We start from the raw sequence: 23,108 nt of genomic DNA, 5'->3' as shown, positions 1-23,108 counted from the left end.
GAAGTTGCCCCTCATCCGGCCTGTCGGCCACCTTCTCCCCGCAAGCGGGGAGAAGGGATATGCCGCACCGTTTCCTCAGACAATGCCCCTTTGCGGGGCAAGTCCCCTCTCCCCGTTTACGGGGAGAGGGTTAGGGTGAGGGGCAGTCACAGCAGAACCCGGCAGTACGCGCCGAAGTTTCCTACTCCCCCACCACCGTCTTCACCACCACCGAAAGCCCCGGTGCGAGTCGCTTCGCCATGTCCTGCCCCTGGTCGATGCTGATGCGCACGGGCACGCGTTGGGCGATCTTTGTAAAATTGCCGGTGGCGTTGTCGGGCTTGATCACGCTGAACTCCGAGCCGGCGGCAGGCGAGAAGCGCTCGACATGGCCGGTCAGCGTCGCGTGCTTCAGCGCATCGACGCTGACCTCGACCTTCTGGCCGGGCTGGATATAGGCGAGCTGGGTTTCCTTGAAGTTGGCGATGACCCAGGTGTCATGCGGCACGACGGCCATCAGCTGTGTGCCGGCGGCGACATACTGGCCGAGCTTGACGCCCACCTCGCCCACGGCACCGTCACGCGGGGCGGTGATGACCGTGTTGGAAAGATCGATCCTGGCGAGCTCCACCGAGGCCTCCGCACCCGCCACCGCGGCGCGCAAGGAATCACGGCCGACGATGATCGTCTGCAGGTCCTGCCGGGAGACTTCAAGATTCGCCTGCGCCTGCGCAATGGAGGCTTCCGCCTGGTCGAGCGTGGTGCGGCTCTGCTCGCGATCGCTCTGGGTGGCGATGCCCTTGTTCGACAGCTCCTCGATGCGGTTCCAGTTCTCCTCCGCCCGGCGCTTGGCGTAGGTCGCGCTGTCGAGCGCCGCCTCGCTGGCGCCGATGCGCGCCTTGGCGGCGTTCTCCTGCTGCTCGGAATTGGCGAGCGCCGCCTTCTGGCTGGCGAGCGTGGCATTGGCCTGCTCGACCTTCTGGCGGAAGATACGGTCGTCGAGCCGGGCGAGCACCGCGCCGGCCTTGACCGTCTCGTAGTCCTTCACGGACACCTCGGTGACGTAGCCGGCGAGCTGCGGGCTGATCAGCGTCACGTAGCCGCGCACATAGGCATTGTCCGTCGTCTGGACGTCGCTGGCAAAGGGCGGCAGCTGCCAGGCGTAGAGCACTGCGCCGATGCCGGTCACGCCGAGGACGAGGGCGAGCGCCGTGGCGGTATTGCGGATGTAAGTCTTCATTTCGGTCAACCTTCAACGGCCGCCGGCTCGCCATTGCGAGCGCTGGCCTCTCTGATACGGATGTAGAGCATGTGGATGGCGAGCGCCGCGGCGGCGCCGACGGCAAGCAGCGCGATGACGAGGAAGGCATCGTTGTGGGCGAGCACATTGGCCTCCCGCGTCACCTGCTGGCCGAGCAGCGCGACGCCCTCTGCCTTCAGCACGGCCGGATCGATGATCGTGCGGCCATAGGCGGCGGAAAGCTGCGCCACGCGGCCGGCAACGAGCGGATCGGCAAGCGTCATCGCCTCGGCGAGGATGTTCGAGTGGAACTTCTCGCGCAGCGTGATGAAGGAGCCGAACAGCGCCGAGCCGGCAAGGCCGCCGAGGCTCTGCGTGACCAGGAAGACGACGATGAAGCTGAGGATGTATTGCGGCCCCTTGCGCAGCGCCAGCGTGAAACCGGAAGCAATGGCCGGCGGCAGGAACAGGCTGCCGCCGGCGGCGATCATCGCCTGGCTGACATACATCTGCTCCGGCCGCGTCAGGTTCGTCGCCCGGCTGTCGAGAAAGGCGCCGACGCCGATCAAAAGCAGCGCCACCATGTGGATACCCGGCTCCCGGCCGGGCTTCAGGATGGCCGCACAGAGAAGGCCGCCCGCGGCGGTGGCGAGCGCCACCATGCCGTAGAGCCCGGCCAGCTGATCGTTCTGCAGACCGGTGATCTGGAAGAAATTGCCGGCGACGGCGGTCTGTTCGGCCAGCATCAGCCGGAACAGCACCAGCACGGCGGCAAAGTGCAGCATCTCGCGACTGAACAGCCAGCGCAGGTCGATCAACGGCCTTTCACGGTTAAGCTCGATGACGGCGGCGATGGTGAGCGCGCCGACCATGACAACGAGCAGCGTGCCGATCCAAGGGGCCTCCAGCCACCAATATTGCCGGCCGAGCACCAGCACGACGGCACCCGAGCCGAAACCGACGGCGATGAACAGGTAGCTGACGATATCGAGCTTCTCGATGACCTTTGCCCGCGGTGGCGGCGCCAGCGGCAGGAGATAGATCGCTGCAAAGGAGAGCATGGCAAGCGCCAGCTCGAAATGCAGCAGCGCCCGCACACCGCCGAGATCGATGAGCGCCGGCGAGATGAACCGGGTGAGCGGGGCGGCAAGACCGATATTGGTCAGCGCGAGCGAGATGCCGATCGTCAGCTTGCGCGCCGGGCTGAAGGCCTCCAGCATGTAGAGGAAGCCGAGCGAGGAAAGCGGTGCCGCCGCGATGCCGGCGAAGAAGCGCAGCACGAGGGCGGACTGCAGGTCCGTGATGAAGATATGCGCCACTGATACAAGGAGAAAGGCGGCGATGCCGAGTTCGGCGAAGGGGCGCAGGCCAAACTGGTTGCGGATCTTGATGAGCGCCAGCGAGAGCGAGGCGTTCGGCGCCATGTAGGCGGCCATCAGCCAGGTCGCCTCGGCAGCGGTGGCGCCGAATGGGCCCTGGAGCTGCGGGATGTTGGCGGCGACGAGGTTCAGGCCGAAGCCCTGCGTCATGGCGAGCAGGGTGGAGGCGATCATGTAGGCGGCAGCCCTTGGCGGCGCCATGGGCGGCGGCGGTGGCGGGGCGGCGGGTTTTTCCTCGGCCGGCTCCTGCGCCCCGGATCGCGGCGGCTCGCCCTCCCCTCCGCGCCCGTCGGCAGCGGGAACGGCGCTCATGCCTCGACGCACTCCCGACAGCTCTGCGCGATATTGTCGGACATGGCGGCGAACACCTTGACGGTGGTCGACATGTCCTGCGCCGAAATACTCTTCAGCACGTCGGCGCGCAGCGAGCGGGCGAGCTCCAGCACCTCTCCGGCGACCTTGGCGCCGCGCGGCGTCATGGCGATCTGCTTGGCGCGGCGGTCGCCCTCCACCGACTGGCGCTGGATGAAACCCTGCTTCTCCATGCCGTCGAGCAGGCGCACGAGCGTCGGCGTCTCGATGTCGAGTTCGTCGGCGAGCTCACGCTGGTTGAGATTAACGCCACGGCCGAGGATCAGAAGTGCGCGGGCGCGGGGCAGCGTCAGCCCCCGCTCCTTCACACGGGCGTCGAACAAGGCGCGCATCTTGCGCTGCACGCGGGAAAGGTCGTCTAGGATACGCTCGCGCGGATCGGGTGTGTTCATCTCAGTAGTCCAAATACAATTAGCTTACTATCTATTTGATTGCTAGTTAATCGACCTGCAATAAAAAATCAAGCCCTGCCCACAGCATGTGGACAGGGCTTTCTGAAAATTCACATGGATGTGATGGGCGTTGCTACTGCCCGTCGGGATCCTCGGGGAACTCGCTGGCCCCCGGTGTCACTGGCGCCGTCCAGCCGCCATATTTACGCTGCCAGGAGCGGGCGCCGAACGGCAGGGTCGCCAGATAGGCGACGACCGTCACCACCATGGTTTCCCAGGTGAAGCTCATCAGCGTTGCGACATAGAGCACGACGAGCAGAATGCCCGGCAGCACGAGGTCACGACGGATGCGGCTGCCTTCCGACTTGCCGGACCAGACCGGCAGGCGGCTGACCAGCAGGAAGCCGATCAGCACGGTGTAGCCGGACGCGAGATAGGCAAAGAGCGGGCTCGGCGCGAGACCAAGGAAACCGAGATAGACCGGCAACAGCACCAGCATGGCGCCGGCCGGTGCCGGCACCCCGACAAAATATTCCGATTGCCACTTCGCCTTGGTCTCACGCTCGGCCATGACGTTGAAACGCGCCAGCCTGAGGCCGGCGGCGATAGCATAGATCAGCGCCGCGATCCAACCGAAGGAGCGCGCCTGGTCGAGGATGAAGACGTAGAGCACGAGTGCCGGCGCCACGCCGAAATTGACGATGTCGGCGAGCGAATCCATCTGGCCGCCGAACTTCGAGGTGGCCTTCAGGAGGCGCGCGATACGCCCATCGATGCCATCGAGGAAGGCGGCGAGCAGCACCATGCCGACGGCGAGCTCGTACCGGTTTTCGAAGGCGAGCCTGATACCGGTGAGACCCGCACAGATGGCAAGCACCGTGATGAGGTTCGGGATGATGATGCGCAGCGGGATTTCCCGCAGGCGCGGACCGCGCGCTTCGTCGTTCGGTCCATTCGGCTCATAGGGCGGAAAGGGTGTGTCCATCGCTTTTCGCTTTGCTGTTTTCGGGCGGCAGGCAGAAAGGGTCGATGTTGCGAAACCCTGTTGGCGACTGCCTGTTGCCTCTCTTCTCGTTTCCTCAGCCGCGACGGCTGATGACCGGCCCCTTGGCCGAGCCGAATTCTGCCAGCACCGTCTCACCGGCGATCGCCGTCTGACCAACGCTGACGCGCGGCTGCACGCCTGCCGGAAGGAAGACGTCGAGGCGCGAGCCGAAGCGGATGAGGCCGAAGCGTTCGCCGGCCTCCAGGCTGTCGTTCATGTTGGTCCAGCACAGGATGCGGCGGGCGACGAGGCCGGCGATCTGCACGACGCCGATCGGCCCGTGCGCGCTCTCGATGACGAGGCCGTTGCGCTCGTTCTCCTGGCTCGCCTTGTCGAGATCGGCATTGAGGAATTTTCCCGCACGATAGGCGACGCGCGTGACGCGGCCACGCATCGGCGCGCGGTTCACATGGCAATTGAAGACGTTCATGAAGACCGAGATGCGCATCATCGGCTGGTCACCGAGTTCCAGTTCGGCCGGCGGCGTCACCATGGCGACGGCCGAGACGCGGCCATCGGCCGGGCTGATCACAAGGTCGTCATCCTGCGGCGTCAGGCGCTCGGGATCGCGGAAGAAGTAGGCGCACCAGGCCGTGAGCACGAAACCGATCCACATCAGCGGTTCCCAGGCTGCGCCGAGGAGCAGCGAGGCGACGAAGAAGCCGGCCACGAACTTCCAGCCCTCCCGATGAATCGGCACCAGGGTGCTGCGTATCGTATCGACCAAACTCATCTTCCGACATCTCCTGATGATTTCACGCCATCGACCTAGCGTGAAATGGCGGTGGGGGCAATGCGGCGTGGCGATTAGCCCCCAGGCGCACGGCCCTCTCCGGCGCCCGCCCCACCAGGTGCAAGTGCGGTTCTCAGCCGTCCGATACCGTGCTTTCCCGCCCTGCGGTTGACAAACGCCGGGCGGTGCGGGCACACTTTCCGTGTTGCTGTAGGGCGCATCGGCGGGAGCCGAAGGGGCAATGCCCACCTACGACCGAAACCGTAGCAGCGCCCATGCCGAACATCGAAAACCTCCGCAAGCAGGCCAAGCAGTTCCTGCGCTGGCATCGTGAACGACACCATCCGGTGGCGGCGATCATCCGTGCCGGTCTGCCCGCTTTCCGGGATCTGACCGATCGGGAGGTGCTCGACGCCGCATTCTCGCTTGCCGATGCGCAGGCGCTCGTCGCCCGTCAGAACGGGTTTGCGGACTGGCAGGCGCTCAGAACAGGAGCCCCCATCATGAACAGCACGACCGAAAGCATGCAGCAAGGCCCGATCCTCAGCGGAGCGGAGCCGATCCTCTACGTCGCCGATTTCGTCGCCTCCCTCGCCTTCTTCACGGAAAAACTCGGCTTTGCCGTCGATTTCGCCTATGGCGACCCGCCATTCTACGGGGTCGTTGTGCGTGACCGGGCACGGCTCTGCCTGCGACTGGTGCACGAGCCCGTCTTCGTCGGAGACATCCGCCAACGGGAAGAACTGCTTTCGGCCTCGATCACGCTCGACAGCGCGGCGGAGATCAAGGCGCTTTTCCTCGGCTATCAGGCGGCCGGCGTCGCGTTCCACAAAACGCTCCGGACGGAGCCTTGGGGGGCGCGGACCTTCATCCTCCTCGATCCGGACGGCAACCTGATCCTCTTCGCCGCGCCGGGAGCGTGATCACTCCGCGGCGGGCGCACCGCGCACGATAATACCAAGTTCGTCGCTTTCGCGCACCTGCTTTAGGCGCTCCTCGGCCTGCACGGCCTCGCGCTGGCGGTTCCACATGGAGGCGTAGAGGCCGTCGTCGCGCTGCATCAATTCGCCATGCGTGCCGCGCTCGGCAATGCCGCCGTCCTTCAGCACGATGATTTCGTCCGCCGCGATGACGGTGGAGAGGCGGTGTGCGATGACGAGCGTGGTACGGTTCTTCGAGACGACGTCGAGTGCCGCCTGGATTTCCTGCTCCGTGCGGGTGTCGAGCGCCGAGGTCGCCTCGTCGAGAATGAGGATCGGCGGGCTCTTCAGGATGGTGCGGGCGATGGCGACGCGCTGCTTCTCGCCACCGGAGAGTTTCAGGCCACGCTCACCGACCATCGCCTTGAAGCCTTCCGGCAAGTGGCGGATGAAGGGGCCGATCTGCGCCGCCTCAGCGGCGGCGGTGACCTCCTCGTCGCTGGCGCCAGGTCGGCCGTAGCGGATGTTGTAAGCGATCGTGTCATTAAAGAGCACGGTATCCTGCGGCACCATGCCGATCACCGAGCGCAGGCTCTTCTGCGTGACATCGCGCACATCCTGCCCGTCGATGGTGATCGCGCCCTCCTGCACGTCGTAGAAACGATAGAGCAGCCGCGAGAGCGTCGACTTCCCTGCTCCGGACGGGCCGACGACGGCGACGGTCTTGCCGGCGGGAACATCGAAGGAGACGCCCTTGAGGATCGGCCGCGCCGGATCATAGGAAAAATGCACGTCCCTGAAGGAGATCGCGCCATCGGCGATGATGAGGTCCTTGGCACCGGGCTTGTCCTGTACCTCTTCCTCCACTTCGAGCAGATCGAACATCTGTTCGATATCCGTCAGGCCCTGGCGGATTTCGCGGTAGACGAAGCCGATGAAGTTGAGCGGGATGGCGAGCTGGATCAGCATGGCGTTGATGAAGACGAAATCGCCGACCGTCTGCTCGCCGCGCTGCACGGCAAGCGCCGACATCGCCATCATGACCGCCATGCCGACACCGAAGATCAGCGCCTGGCCGAAATTGAGCCAGCCGAGCGAGGTCCAGACCTGGGTCGCCGCCTTCTCGTAGCGCGCCATGGACTGGTCGAAGCGGCGCGCCTCCATCTCCTCGTTGCCGAAATACTTGACCGTCTCGAAGTTGAGCAGCGAGTCGATCGCCTTGGTGTTGGCTTCGGTGTCGCTGTCGTTCATCGAGCGGCGGATCGAGATGCGCCAGTCGCTCGCACGCACCGTGAACCAGATGTAGAGACAGACAGTGACGGCCGTGACGAGAAGATACTGCAGCCCGTAACCCCACCAGAAGATGGCGGCGGTGAGCAGGAACTCGATGAAGGTCGGCACGCTGTTGAGGATCGTGAAGCGCACGATCGTCTCGATGCCCTTGGTGCCGCGCTCGATGACACGCGACAGGCCGCCGGTGCGCCGCTCCAGATGGAAGCGCAGCGACAGGCGGTGCAGGTGCACGAAGGTGCGGTAGGCGAGCTGGCGCACGGCATATTGCCCGACGCTGGCAAACAGCGCGTCGCGCAGCTGGTTGAGGCCGGCCTGCAGGATGCGCGCACCGTTGTAGGCAAGCACCAGCATGACGGCGCCAAGCAGGAAGGTCGGCAGAAGCGAGACGGCATCCGCCTTGCCGTTCAGCGCATCCGTTGCCCACTTGAAGAAATAGGGCACCAGCAGCAGCACGATTTTCGAGGCGAGCAGGAAGACCGACGCCCAGACGACGCGCATCTTCAGGTCGGGCCGGTCGGAAGGCCACATATAGGGCCAGAGGTTCACCAGCGTGTGGAGGGGATTGCTGCTGTCGGCCGAAACCGTCTTTTTCGTCGTTCTCGCCACGCTGGCCTCCGCCGGGTCGCCGTCACGCCCCGGTCTTCGTTTCTTGCCGGACTTGCCGAATGAAAATGCGGCGCCCGGTAGGGGCGCCGCATCGGGGAGATAGGTCCTTGCCGGCCGCTTCGCAACGGCCGGCGGGAAATTGTCCTTGTGCAAGTCAGGCAAACTCCGCCTTGCCGGACCTGCGAGGGATCAATTGCCGCGAACGCGCTTGCGGTGCAGCTCTTCCGCCTCCGCATCGCTTTCCACCGTCTTGTCCGGCACGCCGAAGACCTGGCCGGGGATGATGCGGTCCGGATCGGTGATCTGGTCCTCGTTGGCGAGGTAGATCGTCGTGTAGCGCACGCCCTTGCCGTAGATGCGGCGGGAGATCTGCCAGAGCGTGTCGCCGCGGCGGATGATGACCGAGGTCTTGCTCTGCTGCAGCGGCGCCTGCTCGACCGTTTCCGGCTCCTCGGCAACCGCCTGTCCGCCGCCCGTTGCGGCGGCTTCGCCCGAGGTGGCGGTGCCGCTCTCGCTGCCGGTCGCAGCCGCGGTACCGCCGGCCGTCGTGGTTTCCTCCGCCGGGCTCGCAGCGTCGGCAACCGGCGCACCGCCCACCGCTTCGCTGCCCGACGCAACGGCGTTGGCGGCGGCCGTCAGCGAGGGCATGCCTTCCAGCGCCACAAGCGCCTGCTGATAGGCCTCCTTGCCGGCGCCGGCCGGAACCGCGGCGAAGCGGTCGAGCGCGGTCGAGGCCCAGCCCTTCAGCTTTTCGATGGCCGCCGTCACATCCGCGGCCGTGCCCGCCGGGGGCGTGAAGCCGGTGATGCCCTTGAGGGCGGCTTCAAGCGCGGTGCGGGCGGTCTGGATTTCCGCCGACGTCGCATTTCGGCCGTCGGAGAACAGCGCAACGAACTGCTGCTGGAGCGCCGTCGCCTGGCCGGCCAGCGCTTCGATGGAGCTGTCCGCCGCGGCCGACGCCGCGCCGACCACGGCCTCCGCCTTCTCGATGGCCGGAGCCAGCGCATCGGCAACGGCCGTCTCGATCGAGCCGAGAGCACCGCCGACAGCGGCAGCGTCCTTCGGCAGGGCCTGGAGGCGGGCGAGCGCCGTGGCCGCAGCGGCCGAGGCCTTGGCGGCCATGTCGCGGGCCGCATCGCCCTCTTCCGGGCCGGGCTTGAACTCCGATAGCGACTTCAGCGCGATCTCCGTCGCGGACCGGGCAGCCGCCAGCTCCTCGACGGTCGGCAGGCGGCCATCGGCATAGAGGCCCTTGAGCAGCGCCAGCGCCTTGTCGGCCTCGGTGCGCAGCTTGTCGAACGTGCCGCCGCCGATGAGGCCGAGCGCCGGGGCGGTATCGCCGGTGGCATTCTCCTGCGCGACAACGGCGACCTGTTCGCCTTCCGGCCGATCGAACGGAACGGAAGCGCGGAATTCGACCTTGCTGCCATCCGGGCTCATCACGTCGGCGCGGACGGTGTGGCGGCCGACCGACAGGTCGATCTTGCCATCGGCCACGTAGCGGCCCTGATCATCCGCCTTCGCCTCGCCGACGAGCGTGTCGTCGGCATAGATACGCACAAGCGCGCCCGGCTTGGCCGTGCCGGCAATGAACATGCGCTCGCCTTCCAGCTCGACGGCCGAAACACGGGCCTGGGGCTTGGCTGCCGTTTCCGTCGCCGCGCTGCCGGCTGCACCCGCCGTCTCCGTCGCAGCGGCCGTGGCGGTTTCGCCCGTGGCTGCCGCATTGCCGCCGCTCGTCCCGGCCGTTTCCGTCCCGGCAGGCTGTTCGCCCGCGGTGCCGGCTGCGCCCGCATCGGTGGCAGCGGCGGTTTCGCCGGCTGGCTGGTCGATGGTCTTTTCCGCGGTAGCGGCAGCCTTGTCCGCGGTGTCCGGCACCGTGATCAGGCGGCTCGCCTCGCCGGGCTTGGAGACCATGGCTAGGAGCTCGCCGCCGGCATCCTTCGGCACGGAGACGGTCGCCACCTCGTCCGAGGTCTTCGAGACGCCCTTGTCGTCCTTGGTGTTCAGGGTGAGCTGATAGTCGCCGGCCGAGAGCGGCTGATCGAAGACGGCCGCGAAATCGCCGGACGGGCCGATATCGGCCGTCGCGACGACGGTCTCGCCATTCTTGATCTCCAGCTTGGTGTTCGGCTGGCCGCGGCCGGCGATCACCGTCGAACCATCGGGCTCGACGCGCAGGAGATCGAAGGCAGGCGTGACCCAGCCGGCGGCCGGATCGGCCGGCGTCGTTTCCGCCTTGGCGACCTCCTGGGTCGCGGTCGCAGCCTCGCCTGTCGTCGCATCGGCCGGCTTCTCGCTTCCGGCAGCAGAGCCCGTGCCGGTCGCTTCTCCACCCGTCGCTGCCTCGCCGGTTCCCGTCGTCGGACGGGCCTGCTTGCCCTCGGCCGTCGTGGTCTCGCCGCCGCCTTGCGTCGTCGTATTGGTAAGGCTCGCGACCGGGGTTTCAGCCGGCTTGTCCTTGTTCATGTTGGGCAGCACGAAGAAAACCATGAGCAGCGTTGCCGCCGCCAGCACGATCAAGGCCACCAGACCGGTCTTGTTCTTCATCATCAACTCTCTCTCTGTCCCGGTTTCCCGGGGGTCCCCTCCTGAAATTGCTATCGATTCCCAATGTTTTGCACAAGGTTCCCGGGACGTTCCGGAGCCGCCGCCCCGCGCTTTTTCGTCATTATCCTTGACGGGCTGCCAGCCGGGTGGCTGAATCCCGTCATGAGCGAACAAACCCTGCCGATTCGATCCGTCTGCGTTTACTGCGGCTCCCAGCCGGGCCGCGAAACCACCTATGTCTCCGCCGGGCGACGCCTCGGCAAGGCGATGGCCGAAAACCATCTCCGCCTCGTCTATGGCGGCGGCACGAAAGGCATCATGGGGGCGGTGGCCAGCGGCGTGCTCTCGCATGGCGGCCGCGTCACCGGCATCATACCGCAGTTTCTCATGGATATGGAGGCCACCCGCCATTCGCTCGGCCAGCTCTCCGAGCTGATCATCACGCCCGACATGCACGAGCGCAAACACAAGATGTTCGAGCGCGCCGACGCTTTCGTGGCGCTGCCGGGCGGCATCGGCACGCTGGAGGAGATCGTCGAGGTGATGACCTGGGCACAACTCGGCCGCCACCGCAAGCCGATGGTCTTCGCCAATATCGGCGGCTTCTGGGACCCGATGCTCAAGCTCATCCGCCACATGGCGGACGAAGGCTTCATCCACACGGCCCATCTCGTGCAGCCGATGGTGATCGACGAACCGGAAGAGATCGTCGCGGCGCTCGTCGACCATTGGGCCGGCCAGGTCGACCGCGAAGGCGAAGCCGACATCATCGCCCGGCTCTGATCTTCTCAAGAGAAACGGAAGCCCGCCTTAAGGGCGGTCGAGTTCGTACCACACTTCGCCGTGCTCGCTGCCCGCGACCGGATCGGGAAAATCGCCAGAAACCGTCCGCGCATGCCTCATGCCGATCTTTTCCATGACGCGGCGCGAAGCCTGGTTCACGGTCATCGTCGTCGCCACGATCTTTTCGTATCCGGCGGTTTCAAAACCCCAGTCGACGAGAGCTGCCGCCCCCTCTGCGGCCAGCCCCTGGCCCCAGTTCACGCGATGCAGGCGATAGCCGAGTTCAGCCAGCGTCTCGCTTTCCGGCCAGAGGCAGAACCAGCCGACAAAGACACCATCGGCCGTCCGACGGGCTGTCCAGACATAGGGCTCCGTGCCGGTCGGCATCAGAAAGGTCGCGTTCGGCGCGACCGTCTCCCGATCGACGGCATATCCCCCGTTCAGAAAGCGCATCACCTCCGGATCACGCTCCAGATCGATGAAGTCCGCGCGGTCGCCTGGCCGGCAAGGGCTGAGCGTCAGACGCGCCGTCTGCAAAACGGCCATCGTCTATTCCGCCGGTTTGAGCTCCATGGCCGCAAGACGCTTTGCCCGCGCCGTCCGTAGCATGGAGCTGGAATAGAGGAGAAGCGCGGCCCAGATGAAGGCGAAGGCGATGAGCTTCGTCGTGCCGAAAGGTTCGTTGAAGGCGAAGACGGCGATGAAGAAGATCATCGTCGGCGCGATGTACTGCATGATACCGATGGTGGACAGACGCAGCAGCTTGGCGCCATTGGCATAGATCATCAGCGGGATGGCAGTGACGACGCCGCAGGCGAGCAGCCAGAGAACATCGGCGGCACCGGTATCACCGAAATGGCCCTGCCCCGAGGATTCGAGCCAGAAAATATAGCCGAGCGCCGGCACGCTCAACAGCAGAACCTCCAGGAAGAAACCCTGATTCGGACCGATCGGCAGCGTCTTGCGGAAGAAGGCATAGAAGCCCCAGGAGATGCAGAGGCTGATGGACACCCACGGCAGCCCGCCGGCGTCGAAGGCAAGGATCCCCACCGCCAAGGCCGCAAGCCCGATCGCCAGAATCTGCGTCCGGTCGAGTTTTTCCTTCAGGAGGACGGCGCCGAGGAAGATCGAGAAAAGTGGGTTGATGTAATAACCGAGGGCCGTCTCGATGGCCCGGCCGGCGCCGATGGCCCAGACGTAGATGCCCCAGTTGATGGTGATCAGCACCGCCGTCAGCGTCGCCATGGCGAGCATGCGCGGCGAGCGCAACGCCACCTTGATATCGGCGGTGCGGCCGAGCCAGATCAGCACCAGCCCGGCGAGCGGCACCGACCAAACGATGCGGTGCGCCACCACCTCGGCAGCGGGAATGTGGGCGACGGCCTTCATGAAGAAGGGCAGGAACCCCCAGAACACGTAGGCCGTCAAGGCGAAGGCGAAACCGCGCGGCGAATCGCCGGTTTCGGGGCCGCTGGTGGATTTAGCGTCGGCCATGGCGTGGTATCCCGTCATTTCATGGATTTTTCGACGGGATACTCCAAAGGAAGGTTATGCACCAATTCATTCCGGTGAAGGGACGATGAGCGGCGCTGAACCTCGCCCCGCTACTCCGCGGCCACCCGCCCCGCCTCCCCGCGGTTCTTCAGGAGCTTGTAGATGATGGAATCCATCAAGGCCTGGAAGGACGCGTCGATGATGTTGTCGGAAACCCCGACCGTCCACCAGCGCGCGCCGCTGGCATCGGTGGATTCGATCAGGACGCGGGTGATGGCCTCGGTGCCGCCGTTGAGGATACGCACCTTGTAATCCGCCAGCTCCAGGTCGGCGATCTCGGCCTGATACTTGCCAAGGTCCTTGCGCAGCGCGAGATCGAGCGCGTTGACCGGGCCGTGACCTTCGGCAACGGACATCATCGTCTCGCCATCAACGACGACGCGCACCACGGCCTCCGAGACGGTCTTGAGCTGGCCGTTGGCGTCGTAGCGGCGCTCCACCATCACGCGGAAGCTTTCGACGTGGAAAAACTCCGGCACCGTGCCGAGCGTGCGGTAGGCCAGCAGCGCGAAGCTCGCATCCGCGCCCTCATAGGCATACCCGGTCGCCTCGCGTTCCTTGACGATCTGGATGAGACGATCGAGCTTCGGGTCATCCTTGCCCACGGTGATGCCGCGCAGCTTGAGCGCATTGATGAAGTTCGCCTTGCCGCCCTGGTCGGACACCATGACCTTGCGCAGGTTGCCGACGCTTTCCGGCGTCACATGTTCGTAGGTGCGCGGGTCTTTCAGGAGCGCCGAGGCATGGATGCCGGCCTTGGTGGCGAAGGCGGAAGCCCCGACATAGGGCGCCTGATGGTCCGGCGAACGGTTCAGCAATTCGTCGAAGGTATGGGCAAGCTTGGTGAGGCCCGTCAGGTCCTCCGTGTCGATGCCGATCGAAAAGCGCGTCGCATAGGTCTCCTTCAGCGCCAGCGTCGGGATGAGCGTCACCAGATTGGCATTGCCGCAGCGCTCGCCGATGCCGTTCAGCGTACCCTGGATCTGGCGCACGCCGGCTTCGACGGCGGCAAGCGAATTGGCAACGGCCTGCCCCGTGTCGTTGTGGGCGTGGATGCCGAGATTGTCGCCGGGCACACCGGCGGCGATCACCGCCCGGACGATCGCCTGCACCTCCGACGGCTGCGTGCCGCCATTGGTGTCGCACAGCACCACCCAGCGGGCGCCGGAGGCATAGGCCGTGGCGGCACAGGCCAGCGCATAGGCCGGATTGGCCTTGTAGCCGTCGAAGAAATGCTCGCAGTCGACCATGGCTTCGCGACCGGAGGCGGCGACGGCCTTGACCGATTCGGCAATGCTCTCGAGGTTCTCCTCGTTGGAACAGCCGAGCGCCACGCGCACATGATAGTCCCAGCTCTTGGCGACAAGACAGATCGCGTCGCTCTTCGAGTCGAGAAGCGCGGCAAGGCCAGGATCGTTGGAGGCGGAAATGCCGGCGCGTTTCGTCATGCCGAAGGCGACGAATTTCGCGCGGCCGGTGCGCTTCTTCGAGAAGAAAGCCGTATCCGTCGGGTTGGCCCCGGGATAGCCGCCCTCGACATAGTCCAGGCCGAACGCGTCCAGCATGCCGGCAATGGCGATCTTGTCCTCGACGGAAAAGTCGATGCCGGGCGTCTGCTGGCCATCACGCAGCGTGGTGTCGAAAAGGTAGATACGGTCTTTTTTCATCTGTTCCCTCCCTGGGAACTCATTGAACACTTCAATCCGCCCCTCATCCGGCTGCCGCCACCCTCTCCCCGCAGGCGAGGAGAAGGAATATGCCGCGCCGAAAATCTCGAACCCGAACCCTGCATTCGACAGGCCCCCTCTCCCCGCATGCGGGCAGAGGGTTGGGGTGAGGGGCAGTCTCTCAAACTTTCCCCGCGAACTTGTCCGTTGCGTAGATCAGCCGGTCGAGAATGCCCGGCTCGGAATAGGCGTGCCCCGCCCCCTCGACGAGGTAGAATTCCGCCTCAGGCCACGCCTTGTGCAGGGCCCAGGCCTGTTTTGCCGGGCACGGCATGTCGTAGCGCCCGTGCACGATGAGGCCGGGAATGCCCTGCAGCTTGTGCGCATCGCGCAGGAGCTGCCCCTCGTCCAGCCAGCCGGCATTGACGAAGAAGTGGTTCTCGATGCGGGCAAAGGCGTGGGCGAACTCGTCCTCGCCGAACTTGTCGCTCGTCGAGGGCTCCGGCAGCAACGTGATCGTCTCGCCTTCCCACAGGCTCCAGGCAAGCGCCGCGGCGATACGGGTCGCCTTGTCATCGCTCGTCAGGCGGCGGTGATAGGCATGCATCATCTCGTGCCGCTCTTCCGGGGGGATGGGCGCGATGAAACGCTCCCACTTGTCGGGGAACATTTCCGAGACGCCGAACTGGTAGTACCAGTCGAGCTCGCCCTTGGTGAGCATGTAGATGCCGCGCACCACGAGCTCGGAGACGCGCTCGGGATATTTTTCCGCATAGGCAAGCGCCAGCGTCGAGCCCCAGGAGCCACCGAAGACCAGCCATTTTTCGGCGCCGGCCATTTCACGCAGGCGTTCGATGTCGGCAACGAGATGCCAGGTCGTGTTGGCCTCCAGCTCCGCATGCGGCGTGGACTTGCCGCAACCGCGCTGGTCGAACAGCGTCACGTCGTAGAGGGCGGGATCGAACAGGCGGCGGTGGGCGGGCGAGAACCCGCCGCCGGGGCCGCCATGCAGGAACACCGCCGGCTTCGCACCGGGCGTTCCGGCGCGCTCCCAGTAGATGACATGCCCATCGCCGACGTCGAGATGGCCGGAAGCATAGGGTTCGATTTCGGGATAGAGGGTACGCAGGGTCTCGCTCATAATTTCATTCCGTGGGCAGGCCAGTTTTCGGTTTCGTGGTCGGGGTGCTGGAAGGAGATGATCTTCTCCTGCTGGCTATAATAATCGGGGTCCTTGTGGGCGGGCGCCGAAAAGATCGCCTCGACCCAGGGAAGCCGTGCGTCGAAATTGACCTGGATCTGCGGCGCGAGGTCATCGCGCCTGTCGAAGGCGCCGATGGCGATCTCCAGCCCGCCGGGATGCTTGTAGGCCAGCGGCGTGCCGCATTGCTGGCAGAAGCCGCGGGCGATGTTGATCGAGGACTGGAAATAGGCCGGCTCGCCGCGCGGCCACTCCACCTCGCCCTCGACCGTGACGAGCGGGCCGAAAAAACCGCCGAACTGCTTCTGGCACATGCGGCAATGGCAGATCGACGGGCGGCCGAGCCCGCCCTTGATACGGAAACGCACGGCGCCGCACTGGCAGCCCCCGGTTCTTGTCTCGTCCTGTTCGACGCTCATGGCAGCTCCTTCAACGATAGGCGGAATAGACGACGACGGCGACCACCACGGCAGTGATCAGGATCAGCTTGCCGGCGATGAGATAGAGCCACTTGCGCGGAAAACCGAGCTCCGGCCGGGTCTCGATCATGGAATGTCCTCCGGCGGCCAATGGTCCGTGTCATAGTCCGGGTGCTGACGGTTGGAGGCGCGGACCACGATGTGACGCGCCGCGCCGAACTCGCCGTCCTCGCTCTCGCTTTCCGGCAGTTTCGCCAGCTGCGCGAACCAGACGAGCCGCGATTCGACGCCCGCCTGAGCGACCGGGCGGACATCGTCGGGATCGTCGAGCGAGCCGAGCGTCACATTGATATGGTCGGCGGCGAGCGCGTCGTAGAACAGCGGCGTGCCGCAATCGCGGCAGAAACCGCGGCGCACGATCTCCGAGGACTGGAACCAGCCGGCCTCGCCGCGGGTCATGGTGAAACGGTCGCGTGGCGCATTGGCAAGCGGCAGGAAATAGTTGCCGGCCGCCTTCTGGCACATGCGGCAATGACACAGATGCGGATCGCCGAGTGTGCCTTCCACCCGATAGCGCACCGCGCCGCACTGGCACCCGCCGGTATAGATGCGGGAAATGCTCATGGCTTGCGCTCCGGCGGCCATGCGTCCGTGTCGTGGTCCGGATGCTGGTAGGAGACAAGGTCGGCGAGGAAGGACGCCGCCTCCTGGTCCGCCATTGTCTCTTCCCCCGGCAGGTCGCAAATCGCGTCCACATAGGGCAGCTTCGCCTCGACGCCCCACTGGATGCGCGGGGCGATCTCCGCCGGGTCGTCAAAAGCGGCGATGGTCAGCGCCACGCCGTCCGGCGCTTCATAGGTCAGCGGCGTGCCGCAATCGGCACAGAAGCCGCGATAGCCATGGTTCGACGACTGGAAGCGCTTCGGCTCTCTCCGCGTCCAGGTCAGCTTGGCCTGCCGCACGGAGACCAGCGGCAGATAGAAATTGCCGCTCGCCTTCTGGCACATGCGGCAATGACAGACCGACGCATCGCCGAGCGCCCCTTCGACATGAAAGCGCACGGCACCGCACTGGCACCCGCCGGTGTAGAAGGGGGTGGTCACCTTTTCACCTCCCATGTCGTCACGCGCTCGCCCGTCTGGGCGTCCTTGCCGTCCTTCAGCTGGACTCCCCTGGCGGCGAGGTCGTCGCGAATCTTGTCGGCTTCGGCGAAGTTCTTCGCCTTGAGCATTTCCAGGCGAAGTTGGATCAGCGTTTCGATGCTATCCTCGAGCGCCTTGGAGATCTCGGCCTTCTTCGGCAGGACGCCAAGAAGTTCGGCGCTGGCGGCGAAGACCGGCAGCATCAGCGGATCGGCATTGGCGCACTGGGCGAGCGCATGCAGCGCCTGCACGGCCGCGACGGTGTTGAGATCGTCGAAAAGCGGCGCACGCACGCTTTCATCCACCCGGCCCTCGGCCGGATTGCCACCGGCGGGCCATTTGGCAAGCAGGCGCTCCGCCTCTTCCAGCCGCTTGACGGAGAAGTCGATCGGTTCGCGGTAATGCGTCATCAGCATGGCGAGGCGCAGCACCTCGCCCGGCCACTTGCGGCCGCCGAACTTTTCCTCGTGCAAGAGTTCCGCGATCGTGAAGAAATTGCCCTCGGACTTCGACATCTTGCGGCCTTCGACCTGCAGGAAGCCGTTATGCATCCAGACATTCGACATGACTGGCGTGCCATGCGCGCAGCGCGACTGGGCGATCTCGTTCTCGTGGTGCGGGAAGATGAGATCGAGGCCGCCGCCATGGATGTCGAAGGTCTCGCCGAGATAGGCGGCAGACATGGCGGAGCACTCGATGTGCCAGCCCGGACGACCGCGGCCCCAGGGGCTTTCCCAGCCGGGCTCTTCCGGCGAGGAGAGTTTCCAGAGCACGAAATCGCCGGGATTCTTCTTGTGCACGTCGACGGCGACGCGGGCGCCGGCCTGCTGTTCGTCGAGGTTGCGCTTGGACAGCTGGCCGTAGTCGGCCATGGACTGCGTGTCGAACAGCACCTCGCCGCCCGCCTGATAGGCATGGCCGCGCTCGATGAGGCGTTCGATCAGCGTGATCATGTCGACCTTGCCGTCGCCGCGCGGCTGGACGAACTCCGTGGCGCGGGGCTCGTGCGTCGGCTCCATGGTGCCGAGCGCGGCGATATCCGCGTGGAACTGGTTCGCCGTCTTCTCCGTCACCCGGCGGATCGCCTCGTTGAGCGAAAGCGTGCCGTCCCCGATCTCCTTTCCGAAATCGCGCAGTGCCCGGGCGTTGATCTTGTCATCGACGTCGGTGATATTGCGGGCATAGGTGACGTGGTCTTCGCCGTAGACATGGCGCAGCAGGCGGTACAGCACATCAAAGACGATGACCGGCCGCGCATTGCCGATATGGGCGAAGTCGTAGACCGTCGGGCCGCAGACATACATGCGCACATTGTCGGGATCGATGGGAGCGAAGGGCTCCTTCGAGCGCGTGAGCGTGTTGTACAGCGTCAGGACCGGCTTTTCGGCCATAGAAATCTCCCCAAAAGGCGTAAACCCGGCTGGCCGGGTCGTTGTCATCCGGGGATTTTGAGGGACGAAAACGGCCGGGCCAGCGCGTGCGCTAGCGAATAATGCTCCGGCGAATGCAGAGTACCGTTTTCATGGCCTGCTTTATCGCGCCGTGCGGGCGTCCGGTCAAGCGGGCGCGGCCCGTTCCCGGACGAAATTCTCGCCAGGCCTCCTGTTCCCGCGGTGACACGGCCGCCCCTGCCCGCATGGGAAAAAGAAGGGGTGAGACCGGCAGTGCCCGCCGGCAAACCGAAGGGACAGCATCATGACGACCCGGAAGACAGAGACACGCCCCGAGACCGATCTTGCCAGCCGCTACAATCCGATCGGCATCCGCGCCGTCATCGCGGCCTTTCTGATGATCAAGGTGCGGCAGGTTCCGAGGAAATGAATGTTTGCGGCCGTCACAATAGTTGATCTCGAAAACCTGTGTTTTCAGTCGCTTGCCGCAGATCGATCAAAATTTGAGCAGAATTTGGCCGAATGGGTCGCGTAAATGCATAACGCATCGGGGGTAGCAACCGGGGGATCGAAACGGGGCTGCCTGACAATTCAGGAGAAAGACAATGTCAACCGCACGAAAACAGCCGCCGCAGAACCATGCGGCAAACGAAAACCTCCAGGCGCGCTACAAGCCGCTCGGCCTGCCCGCCGTCGTGGCCGCCACGCGCTGCAAGCCCGAGGCGAAGACAGAGGACAAGCGCTCCAAGCGCGATATTCCGGCCGTGCTCCAGCCGCTCTACGATTGAGCCGCTCCAAGGCGGCCTCGCCGGCGCGATTTCAGAACAGCGACAGCTGGTCGGACGATGATGGGGGCGCTTCCGCGCCCTTTTTCTTTTCCGCCGGCGCTTCGTCGGCCCGCTCTTCCACCGGCTCCAGGATGTCCGGCCCCATATTGGCGACCTTGCCCACCTTGTCGGAGACCGGGATCGCCTCGAAGAAACCGTCGTCGATCGGCTTCATCAGGTCAGCCACCTCACGCGGCTCCTGCGTCTTGCAGTCGAGCCAGCGCGAAAAGTCCTGCCTGCGGATGACGACGGGCATGCGGTCGTGGATGCGGGCAATGTCGTTGTTGGCCGCGGTCGTCAGGATCGCGCCGGTGTCGACCTCCGAACCGTCGGCGGAAGACCACGTCTCCACCAGTCCGGCAAAGGCGAGAATCTCGCCCTTCTTCGGGCGGATCCAGTAGGCCTGCGCCTTGGCGCCCTTCCCTTCCGGCCGGCGCCATTCGAAAAAACCGGAGGCCGGCACGAGGACGCGGCGATGGCGCATGGCGGCGCGGAACGAGGCCTTGCCGATCGCCGTCTCGGCGCGCGCATTGATGAGCAGCGGAAAGTCGCGCGGGTCCTTCACCCAGCCGGGCATGAAACCCCAGCGCACCAGCATGGCCTTACGCTCCGGCAGGTTGCTGCCGGGCTCCTGCCTTTCCCCCGCGACGACGACCAGGATCGGCTGCGTCGGGGCGATGTTGTAGCGCTCGGTCAGGTCGTCCAGCTCGGCGAGATCGAGATAGTCGCGCGCAAGATCCCGCTTGGCCAGCAATGCAAATCGTCCACACATGGCATCGTCATCGCACTTTGCCTATAAGGGGTCAATCGAGCGCAACCGAACCGGACCGCGATGAAGAAATCCAAGACGCCCCAGCCCGCCTCCTCCGCCATCATCGAACGCGACGGGCGCTATCTCCTGGTCCTGCGCAGCAACCCGCCCTCGGCGGACATGTATGCCTTTCCCGGCGGGCGCGGCGAGCCGGGCGAGACGCCGGCCGAGACGGCGCTGCGCGAACTCTTCGAGGAAACCGGCATCAGCGCCGAAAAACCGCTGCTTTTCGCGACCTACGACCTGCCCGGCCGGGAAGACGGCCCCGGCAGCCCGTCGTTCCGCCTCTCCGTCTTCAAGGTGAAGGCGGATGCCACGGCCATCGCCGTCGCCTCGGACGATGCGGCGGCCGTCGGTTGGTATACGGCCGGGGAGATCGAAAAGCTGCCGGCGCCGGACAGCGTGCGCGAATGCATCCGGCGCCTCGAGGCGGAACGCACGGGGCAGACCGCATGACGGTGATTCGGCTCGCCCTCCTTCTCACCCTGACGCTTTCCGCGCCCGCCTTCGCCCAGAAGGCAAAGGGTGACGCGAAGGAAACACCGCCCGCGGCGGCCATCGAGGAAAAGCCCGCACCCTATGATGAACGGCTGGAACGGCTCTCGGAAATCCTCGGCGCCGTGCACTACCTGCGCAATCTCTGCATGGACAAGCCGGAGGACGGCTGGCGGGCCTCGATGCAGCGCCTCATCGAGCTGGAAGCCGCTAACGAGCCGAAAAGACAGGAGAAACTGACCGCGGCATTCAACCGTGGATATCGTTCCTTTGCGGCCATCTATACCGCTTGCACCGACTCGGCTGTTGTCGCAGAAGAGAGATACCGTAACGAAGGCGCAACACTTGCCACAGAAATTACCGCACGCTTCGGAAATTAGCGGTTAATTAACCTCTTTTTACAGGACCCAGTGCCGTTTTGGGAAAAGGCTGCTAAGGTCGTTAACAGTCAAGTAAGAACTGAATGCCCCGCATGGACCGATCAATGGAACCTACTCTCAACGATATCGACGAGATGATCGTGCACGAGAAGATGCAGGCCGCTCTGGAATACCAGAACGAGGCCTGGGCCGACGGCATGGCTGATGGCATCGAACCGGAAATCATCGCCGATGCCGCCATCGCGCTCGCCATGCGCGAGACGATTCGCATTCACGGCGAACGTGGCGCGGAGGCGATGCTCGAATCGCTGCGCGAGCGCATGCTGGCTGGAGAATTCTCCCCCGAGCGCATCCTGCAATAGGCTGGAAAGACAAGTCATGCAGACGTCGCCTGACGGCAAAACGCTGTTTCGCAGCAGCCTCATCGTCTTGTCCGTGCTTTTCACGACGACGGCACTGGTGGCACCCGTGCGCCCCGCCTTTGCGCTCAGCGAGTTGAAGAACGAACAGGGTCAGGTGCCGCAGAAGCCGGCCGAGGACGGCCAGACGCCGCCCGTCGAGGAGGAGCAGGAAGAAACCGGCCCTCTCGAACTGCCGCTGCCCGATCCGCTGATTCGCCGTAACCAGGCGGTGACAGAACCCTCCGACGACACGCCCGCCACCGACGACAAGGCTGACGACGAACCGGAGGTTCCGGTCGAATTCTTCTCCGACATCGCCAAGGCGCCGGAACCCGTGCGCCGCATGCGCGAACTCATCGTCGAGGCTGCCGCCTCCGGCGATATCGAGCGCCTGCGCCCCCTGCTCGGCAAGGGCATGACGGAAACGCAGGTCTCCATCGTCGAGACCGACGAAGGGCCAGTCGAAACCCTCAAGGGCCAGTCGGGCGACGAGGAAGGCATCGAGGTTCTGGCGATCCTGCTCGACGTGCTGGCGACCGGCTTCGTGCATGTCGGCAAGGGCACCGCGGACGAAATGTATGTCTGGCCCTATTTCGCCGAAAAGTCGCTCGCCACGCTGACACCGCCGGAAAAGGTGGAACTGCTGCGCATCGTCACCGCCGGCGACTTCGCCGACATGAAGGAATTCGGCAGCTACAATTTCTATCGCGTCGGCATCACGCCGGACGGCCAGTGGAAATTCTTCGTCACCGGCGACTGAGCCTTACAAGACCACGCTCCAGGCATGATCCGGATGGGCCTGCACGAGGCAGGCCTGCAACCAGCACCTTTGCTTTGCGTCGAGCCGCGGCAACGCCTTGGCGAAATCCGCCTCGTCCTTGTCGCGCCGGTGTTTTGCCTTGAATAGCAGGACGATCTCCGGCGCGAGATAGGCGATGCCACCGCCCGTCCTGCGCACGGCATCGGCTCGCGGCATCGGCGCGCGGCAGGCGGATCGACGGATCGCGCTTGTAGACCCAGGTCTCGGGCGTGCCGTCCTCCAGCATCATGTCGACACGCCAGCAGCCCGCCGCTACATCCTCGCACCAGACCTGCGCGATGCCTGAAGGCAGCACGTCCTCCGCGCCGAGCGGCTCGACATGGCCGTCGCCGACCGCATGGAGACGCAGGCCCGGCAAGGCTGCGCGGAAATCCGCAAAATCGGTGCGCAGAATGGTGAATTCGAGGTCGTCGTGCGGCCGCATCTGCTCCCCGTGCCAGAGATCGAGCGCCCAGCCGCCGACGATGCACCAGGGCCGTGTGACGCCGGCTAGCCGGTGGGCGAGCTCCTGCGGGTGCCAGGCGGCCCATGCATCGTGGGGAAGTGTCGGCGTTGCCGTCATCATGGATCACCTTTCTTCGCGCGGCGTCCTTCTCCGCCATCCGGACGTACAGCGCAAGGCGGCACGACCTTGCGAAAGGCGCCCGGCCGTTCTACCTCTGTTTCAACGGGTGCGATCATGCACCGCCCGCTGCCGCATGGTGCCGG

At 65.2% G+C, this 23,108-nt stretch carries 25 protein-coding genes; 8 read left to right on the top strand and 17 right to left on the bottom strand.

Going from position 1 to position 23,108, the window contains the following annotated elements; translation table 11 throughout:
• Positions 1 to 181 precede the first annotated feature (181 nt).
• From K0P03_RS05620 to K0P03_RS05600, 5 genes are all read right to left on the bottom strand, one after another.
• A complete protein-coding gene (locus tag K0P03_RS05620; protein ID WP_130514943.1) occupies positions 182 to 1,219 on the bottom strand; it encodes an HlyD family secretion protein in 1,038 nt (345 codons plus the stop codon).
• Positions 1,220 to 1,224: 5 nt separating this feature from the next.
• Entirely contained in the window at positions 1,225 to 2,799 is a 1,575-nt protein-coding gene (locus K0P03_RS05615) for an MFS transporter (protein ID WP_272790451.1), read from the bottom strand.
• Between the two features lie 107 nt (positions 2,800 to 2,906).
• Positions 2,907 to 3,362 carry a MarR family winged helix-turn-helix transcriptional regulator gene (locus tag K0P03_RS05610; protein WP_023512610.1) on the bottom strand — a complete coding sequence of 152 codons (456 nt, stop codon included), beginning with the start codon at positions 3,360 to 3,362 and terminating at the stop codon, positions 2,907 to 2,909.
• Between the two features lie 133 nt (positions 3,363 to 3,495).
• Positions 3,496 to 4,347: a CDP-diacylglycerol--serine O-phosphatidyltransferase gene (gene pssA, locus K0P03_RS05605; protein WP_023512609.1), complete on the bottom strand. Its 852-nt coding sequence runs from the start codon at positions 4,345 to 4,347 to the stop codon at positions 3,496 to 3,498.
• Between the two features lie 94 nt (positions 4,348 to 4,441).
• On the bottom strand, positions 4,442 to 5,140 hold the full coding sequence (locus tag K0P03_RS05600; protein WP_023512608.1) for a phosphatidylserine decarboxylase: 699 nt from the start codon (positions 5,138 to 5,140) through the stop codon (positions 4,442 to 4,444).
• A gap of 275 nt (positions 5,141 to 5,415) precedes the next feature.
• Between K0P03_RS05600 and K0P03_RS05595 the strand changes: the two genes are divergently transcribed.
• Positions 5,416 to 6,063 (top strand): VOC family protein, encoded by a 648-nt coding sequence (locus K0P03_RS05595; RefSeq protein WP_272789102.1) that lies wholly within the window; start codon positions 5,416 to 5,418, stop codon positions 6,061 to 6,063.
• On the opposite strand, the gene K0P03_RS05590 is transcribed toward K0P03_RS05595, so the two are convergent.
• Positions 6,064 to 7,959 (bottom strand): ABCB family ABC transporter ATP-binding protein/permease, encoded by a 1,896-nt coding sequence (locus tag K0P03_RS05590; RefSeq protein WP_050743151.1) that lies wholly within the window; start codon positions 7,957 to 7,959, stop codon positions 6,064 to 6,066.
• A 189-nt stretch (positions 7,960 to 8,148) separates the two neighbouring features.
• The gene (locus tag K0P03_RS05585; protein WP_272789101.1) at positions 8,149 to 10,512 is read right to left on the bottom strand and encodes a LysM peptidoglycan-binding domain-containing protein; all 2,364 of its coding nucleotides are present in this window, start codon (positions 10,510 to 10,512) and stop codon (positions 8,149 to 8,151) included.
• A 159-nt stretch (positions 10,513 to 10,671) separates the two neighbouring features.
• Between K0P03_RS05585 and K0P03_RS05580 the strand changes: the two genes are divergently transcribed.
• On the top strand, positions 10,672 to 11,292 hold the full coding sequence (locus tag K0P03_RS05580; protein WP_050743150.1) for a TIGR00730 family Rossman fold protein: 621 nt from the start codon (positions 10,672 to 10,674) through the stop codon (positions 11,290 to 11,292).
• A 27-nt stretch (positions 11,293 to 11,319) separates the two neighbouring features.
• On the opposite strand, the gene K0P03_RS05575 is transcribed toward K0P03_RS05580, so the two are convergent.
• The 8 genes from K0P03_RS05575 to cysS all read right to left on the bottom strand — a co-directional run bounded on the left by K0P03_RS05575 (position 11,320) and on the right by cysS (position 18,666).
• Entirely contained in the window at positions 11,320 to 11,838 is a 519-nt protein-coding gene (locus K0P03_RS05575) for a GNAT family N-acetyltransferase (RefSeq protein ID WP_272789100.1), read from the bottom strand.
• 3 nt (positions 11,839 to 11,841) lie between these two features.
• Positions 11,842 to 12,786: an EamA family transporter RarD gene (gene rarD, locus K0P03_RS05570; protein WP_050742882.1), complete on the bottom strand. Its 945-nt coding sequence runs from the start codon at positions 12,784 to 12,786 to the stop codon at positions 11,842 to 11,844.
• Positions 12,787 to 12,896: 110 nt separating this feature from the next.
• Entirely contained in the window at positions 12,897 to 14,513 is a 1,617-nt protein-coding gene (gene cimA / locus K0P03_RS05565; RefSeq protein WP_050742881.1) for a citramalate synthase, read from the bottom strand.
• 181 nt (positions 14,514 to 14,694) lie between these two features.
• Positions 14,695 to 15,654 (bottom strand): prolyl aminopeptidase, encoded by a 960-nt coding sequence (gene pip, locus K0P03_RS05560; RefSeq protein WP_050742880.1) that lies wholly within the window; start codon positions 15,652 to 15,654, stop codon positions 14,695 to 14,697.
• A complete protein-coding gene (locus K0P03_RS05555) occupies positions 15,651 to 16,133 on the bottom strand; it encodes a GFA family protein (protein WP_272789099.1) in 483 nt (160 codons plus the stop codon). The genes pip and K0P03_RS05555 overlap by 4 nt, the downstream gene beginning before the upstream one ends.
• 126 nt (positions 16,134 to 16,259) lie before the next feature.
• Positions 16,260 to 16,757: a GFA family protein gene (locus tag K0P03_RS05550; RefSeq protein WP_023513241.1), complete on the bottom strand. Its 498-nt coding sequence runs from the start codon at positions 16,755 to 16,757 to the stop codon at positions 16,260 to 16,262.
• Positions 16,754 to 17,251, bottom strand: a complete 498-nt coding sequence (locus K0P03_RS05545) for a GFA family protein (protein WP_443020532.1) — start codon at positions 17,249 to 17,251, stop codon at positions 16,754 to 16,756. Before K0P03_RS05545 ends, K0P03_RS05550 begins: the two co-directional genes overlap by 4 nt.
• A complete protein-coding gene (cysS, locus tag K0P03_RS05540; RefSeq protein ID WP_023513239.1) occupies positions 17,233 to 18,666 on the bottom strand; it encodes a cysteine--tRNA ligase in 1,434 nt (477 codons plus the stop codon). Before cysS ends, K0P03_RS05545 begins: the two co-directional genes overlap by 19 nt.
• A gap of 304 nt (positions 18,667 to 18,970) precedes the next feature.
• Between cysS and K0P03_RS05535 the strand changes: the two genes are divergently transcribed.
• The gene (locus tag K0P03_RS05535; protein ID WP_023513238.1) at positions 18,971 to 19,096 is read left to right on the top strand and encodes a hypothetical protein; all 126 of its coding nucleotides are present in this window, start codon (positions 18,971 to 18,973) and stop codon (positions 19,094 to 19,096) included.
• 175 nt (positions 19,097 to 19,271) lie between these two features.
• Positions 19,272 to 19,454, top strand: a complete 183-nt coding sequence (locus K0P03_RS05530) for a hypothetical protein (protein ID WP_023513237.1) — start codon at positions 19,272 to 19,274, stop codon at positions 19,452 to 19,454.
• A gap of 31 nt (positions 19,455 to 19,485) precedes the next feature.
• Here the strand turns inward: K0P03_RS05530 and K0P03_RS05525 are convergent, their stop codons facing one another.
• Positions 19,486 to 20,265 carry an SOS response-associated peptidase gene (locus K0P03_RS05525; protein WP_050742878.1) on the bottom strand — a complete coding sequence of 260 codons (780 nt, stop codon included), beginning with the start codon at positions 20,263 to 20,265 and terminating at the stop codon, positions 19,486 to 19,488.
• 60 nt (positions 20,266 to 20,325) lie between these two features.
• Here K0P03_RS05525 and K0P03_RS05520 point away from each other — a divergent pair, with 60 nt between their 5' ends.
• The 4 genes from K0P03_RS05520 (at position 20,326) to K0P03_RS05505 (ending at position 22,340) form a co-directional block, all read left to right on the top strand.
• The gene (locus K0P03_RS05520) at positions 20,326 to 20,760 is read left to right on the top strand and encodes an NUDIX hydrolase (protein WP_023513235.1); all 435 of its coding nucleotides are present in this window, start codon (positions 20,326 to 20,328) and stop codon (positions 20,758 to 20,760) included.
• Positions 20,757 to 21,179 (top strand): TIGR02301 family protein, encoded by a 423-nt coding sequence (locus K0P03_RS05515; protein WP_023513234.1) that lies wholly within the window; start codon positions 20,757 to 20,759, stop codon positions 21,177 to 21,179. Before K0P03_RS05520 ends, K0P03_RS05515 begins: the two co-directional genes overlap by 4 nt.
• Before the next feature lie 92 nt (positions 21,180 to 21,271).
• Positions 21,272 to 21,541 carry a hypothetical protein gene (locus tag K0P03_RS05510; protein WP_037409294.1) on the top strand — a complete coding sequence of 90 codons (270 nt, stop codon included), beginning with the start codon at positions 21,272 to 21,274 and terminating at the stop codon, positions 21,539 to 21,541.
• A 16-nt stretch (positions 21,542 to 21,557) separates the two neighbouring features.
• Complete coding sequence (locus K0P03_RS05505) at positions 21,558 to 22,340, top strand: hypothetical protein (protein WP_272789097.1); 783 nt, start codon at positions 21,558 to 21,560, stop codon at positions 22,338 to 22,340.
• Here the strand turns inward: K0P03_RS05505 and K0P03_RS05500 are convergent.
• Positions 22,327 to 22,965: a nucleotidyltransferase domain-containing protein gene (locus K0P03_RS05500; RefSeq protein ID WP_336314282.1), complete on the bottom strand. Its 639-nt coding sequence runs from the start codon at positions 22,963 to 22,965 to the stop codon at positions 22,327 to 22,329. The two genes, K0P03_RS05505 and K0P03_RS05500, sit on opposite strands and share 14 nt — an antisense overlap.
• Positions 22,966 to 23,108: the final 143 nt, after the last annotated feature.

The organism is Shinella sp. HY16, from assembly GCF_028534175.1.
Taxonomy (GTDB): domain Bacteria; phylum Pseudomonadota; class Alphaproteobacteria; order Rhizobiales; family Rhizobiaceae; genus Shinella.
This window is presented reverse-complemented; position numbering and strand designations above follow the sequence as displayed.

Bases quoted from the DNA above. Each gene is read 5' to 3' on its own strand.
- K0P03_RS05555 (WP_272789099.1), bottom strand. From the start codon at position 16,133: ATGAGCGTCGAACAGGACGAGACAAGAACCGGGGGCTGCCAGTGCGGC.
- K0P03_RS05520 (WP_023513235.1), top strand. From the start codon at position 20,326: ATGAAGAAATCCAAGACGCCCCAGCCCGCCTCCTCCGCCATCATCGAA.
- K0P03_RS05535 (WP_023513238.1), top strand. From the start codon at position 18,971: ATGACGACCCGGAAGACAGAGACACGCCCCGAGACCGATCTTGCCAGC.
- K0P03_RS05615 (WP_272790451.1), bottom strand. From the start codon at position 2,799: ATGGCGCCGCCAAGGGCTGCCGCCTACATGATCGCCTCCACCCTGCTC.
- cysS (WP_023513239.1), bottom strand. From the start codon at position 18,666: ATGGCCGAAAAGCCGGTCCTGACGCTGTACAACACGCTCACGCGCTCG.
- K0P03_RS05580 (WP_050743150.1), top strand. From the start codon at position 10,672: ATGAGCGAACAAACCCTGCCGATTCGATCCGTCTGCGTTTACTGCGGC.
- K0P03_RS05505 (WP_272789097.1), top strand. From the start codon at position 21,558: ATGCAGACGTCGCCTGACGGCAAAACGCTGTTTCGCAGCAGCCTCATC.
- K0P03_RS05530 (WP_023513237.1), top strand. From the start codon at position 19,272: ATGTCAACCGCACGAAAACAGCCGCCGCAGAACCATGCGGCAAACGAA.
- cimA (WP_050742881.1), bottom strand. From the start codon at position 14,513: ATGAAAAAAGACCGTATCTACCTTTTCGACACCACGCTGCGTGATGGC.
- K0P03_RS05600 (WP_023512608.1), bottom strand. From the start codon at position 5,140: ATGAGTTTGGTCGATACGATACGCAGCACCCTGGTGCCGATTCATCGG.
- K0P03_RS05500 (WP_336314282.1), bottom strand. From the start codon at position 22,965: ATGATGACGGCAACGCCGACACTTCCCCACGATGCATGGGCCGCCTGG.
- K0P03_RS05515 (WP_023513234.1), top strand. From the start codon at position 20,757: ATGACGGTGATTCGGCTCGCCCTCCTTCTCACCCTGACGCTTTCCGCG.
- pssA (WP_023512609.1), bottom strand. From the start codon at position 4,347: ATGGACACACCCTTTCCGCCCTATGAGCCGAATGGACCGAACGACGAA.
- pip (WP_050742880.1), bottom strand. From the start codon at position 15,654: ATGAGCGAGACCCTGCGTACCCTCTATCCCGAAATCGAACCCTATGCT.
- K0P03_RS05610 (WP_023512610.1), bottom strand. From the start codon at position 3,362: ATGAACACACCCGATCCGCGCGAGCGTATCCTAGACGACCTTTCCCGC.
- K0P03_RS05550 (WP_023513241.1), bottom strand. From the start codon at position 16,757: ATGAGCATTTCCCGCATCTATACCGGCGGGTGCCAGTGCGGCGCGGTG.
- K0P03_RS05585 (WP_272789101.1), bottom strand. From the start codon at position 10,512: ATGATGAAGAACAAGACCGGTCTGGTGGCCTTGATCGTGCTGGCGGCG.
- K0P03_RS05510 (WP_037409294.1), top strand. From the start codon at position 21,272: ATGGACCGATCAATGGAACCTACTCTCAACGATATCGACGAGATGATC.
- K0P03_RS05545 (WP_443020532.1), bottom strand. From the start codon at position 17,251: ATGGGAGGTGAAAAGGTGACCACCCCCTTCTACACCGGCGGGTGCCAG.
- K0P03_RS05620 (WP_130514943.1), bottom strand. From the start codon at position 1,219: ATGAAGACTTACATCCGCAATACCGCCACGGCGCTCGCCCTCGTCCTC.
- K0P03_RS05525 (WP_050742878.1), bottom strand. From the start codon at position 20,265: ATGTGTGGACGATTTGCATTGCTGGCCAAGCGGGATCTTGCGCGCGAC.
- K0P03_RS05595 (WP_272789102.1), top strand. From the start codon at position 5,416: ATGCCGAACATCGAAAACCTCCGCAAGCAGGCCAAGCAGTTCCTGCGC.
- rarD (WP_050742882.1), bottom strand. From the start codon at position 12,786: ATGGCCGACGCTAAATCCACCAGCGGCCCCGAAACCGGCGATTCGCCG.
- K0P03_RS05575 (WP_272789100.1), bottom strand. From the start codon at position 11,838: ATGGCCGTTTTGCAGACGGCGCGTCTGACGCTCAGCCCTTGCCGGCCA.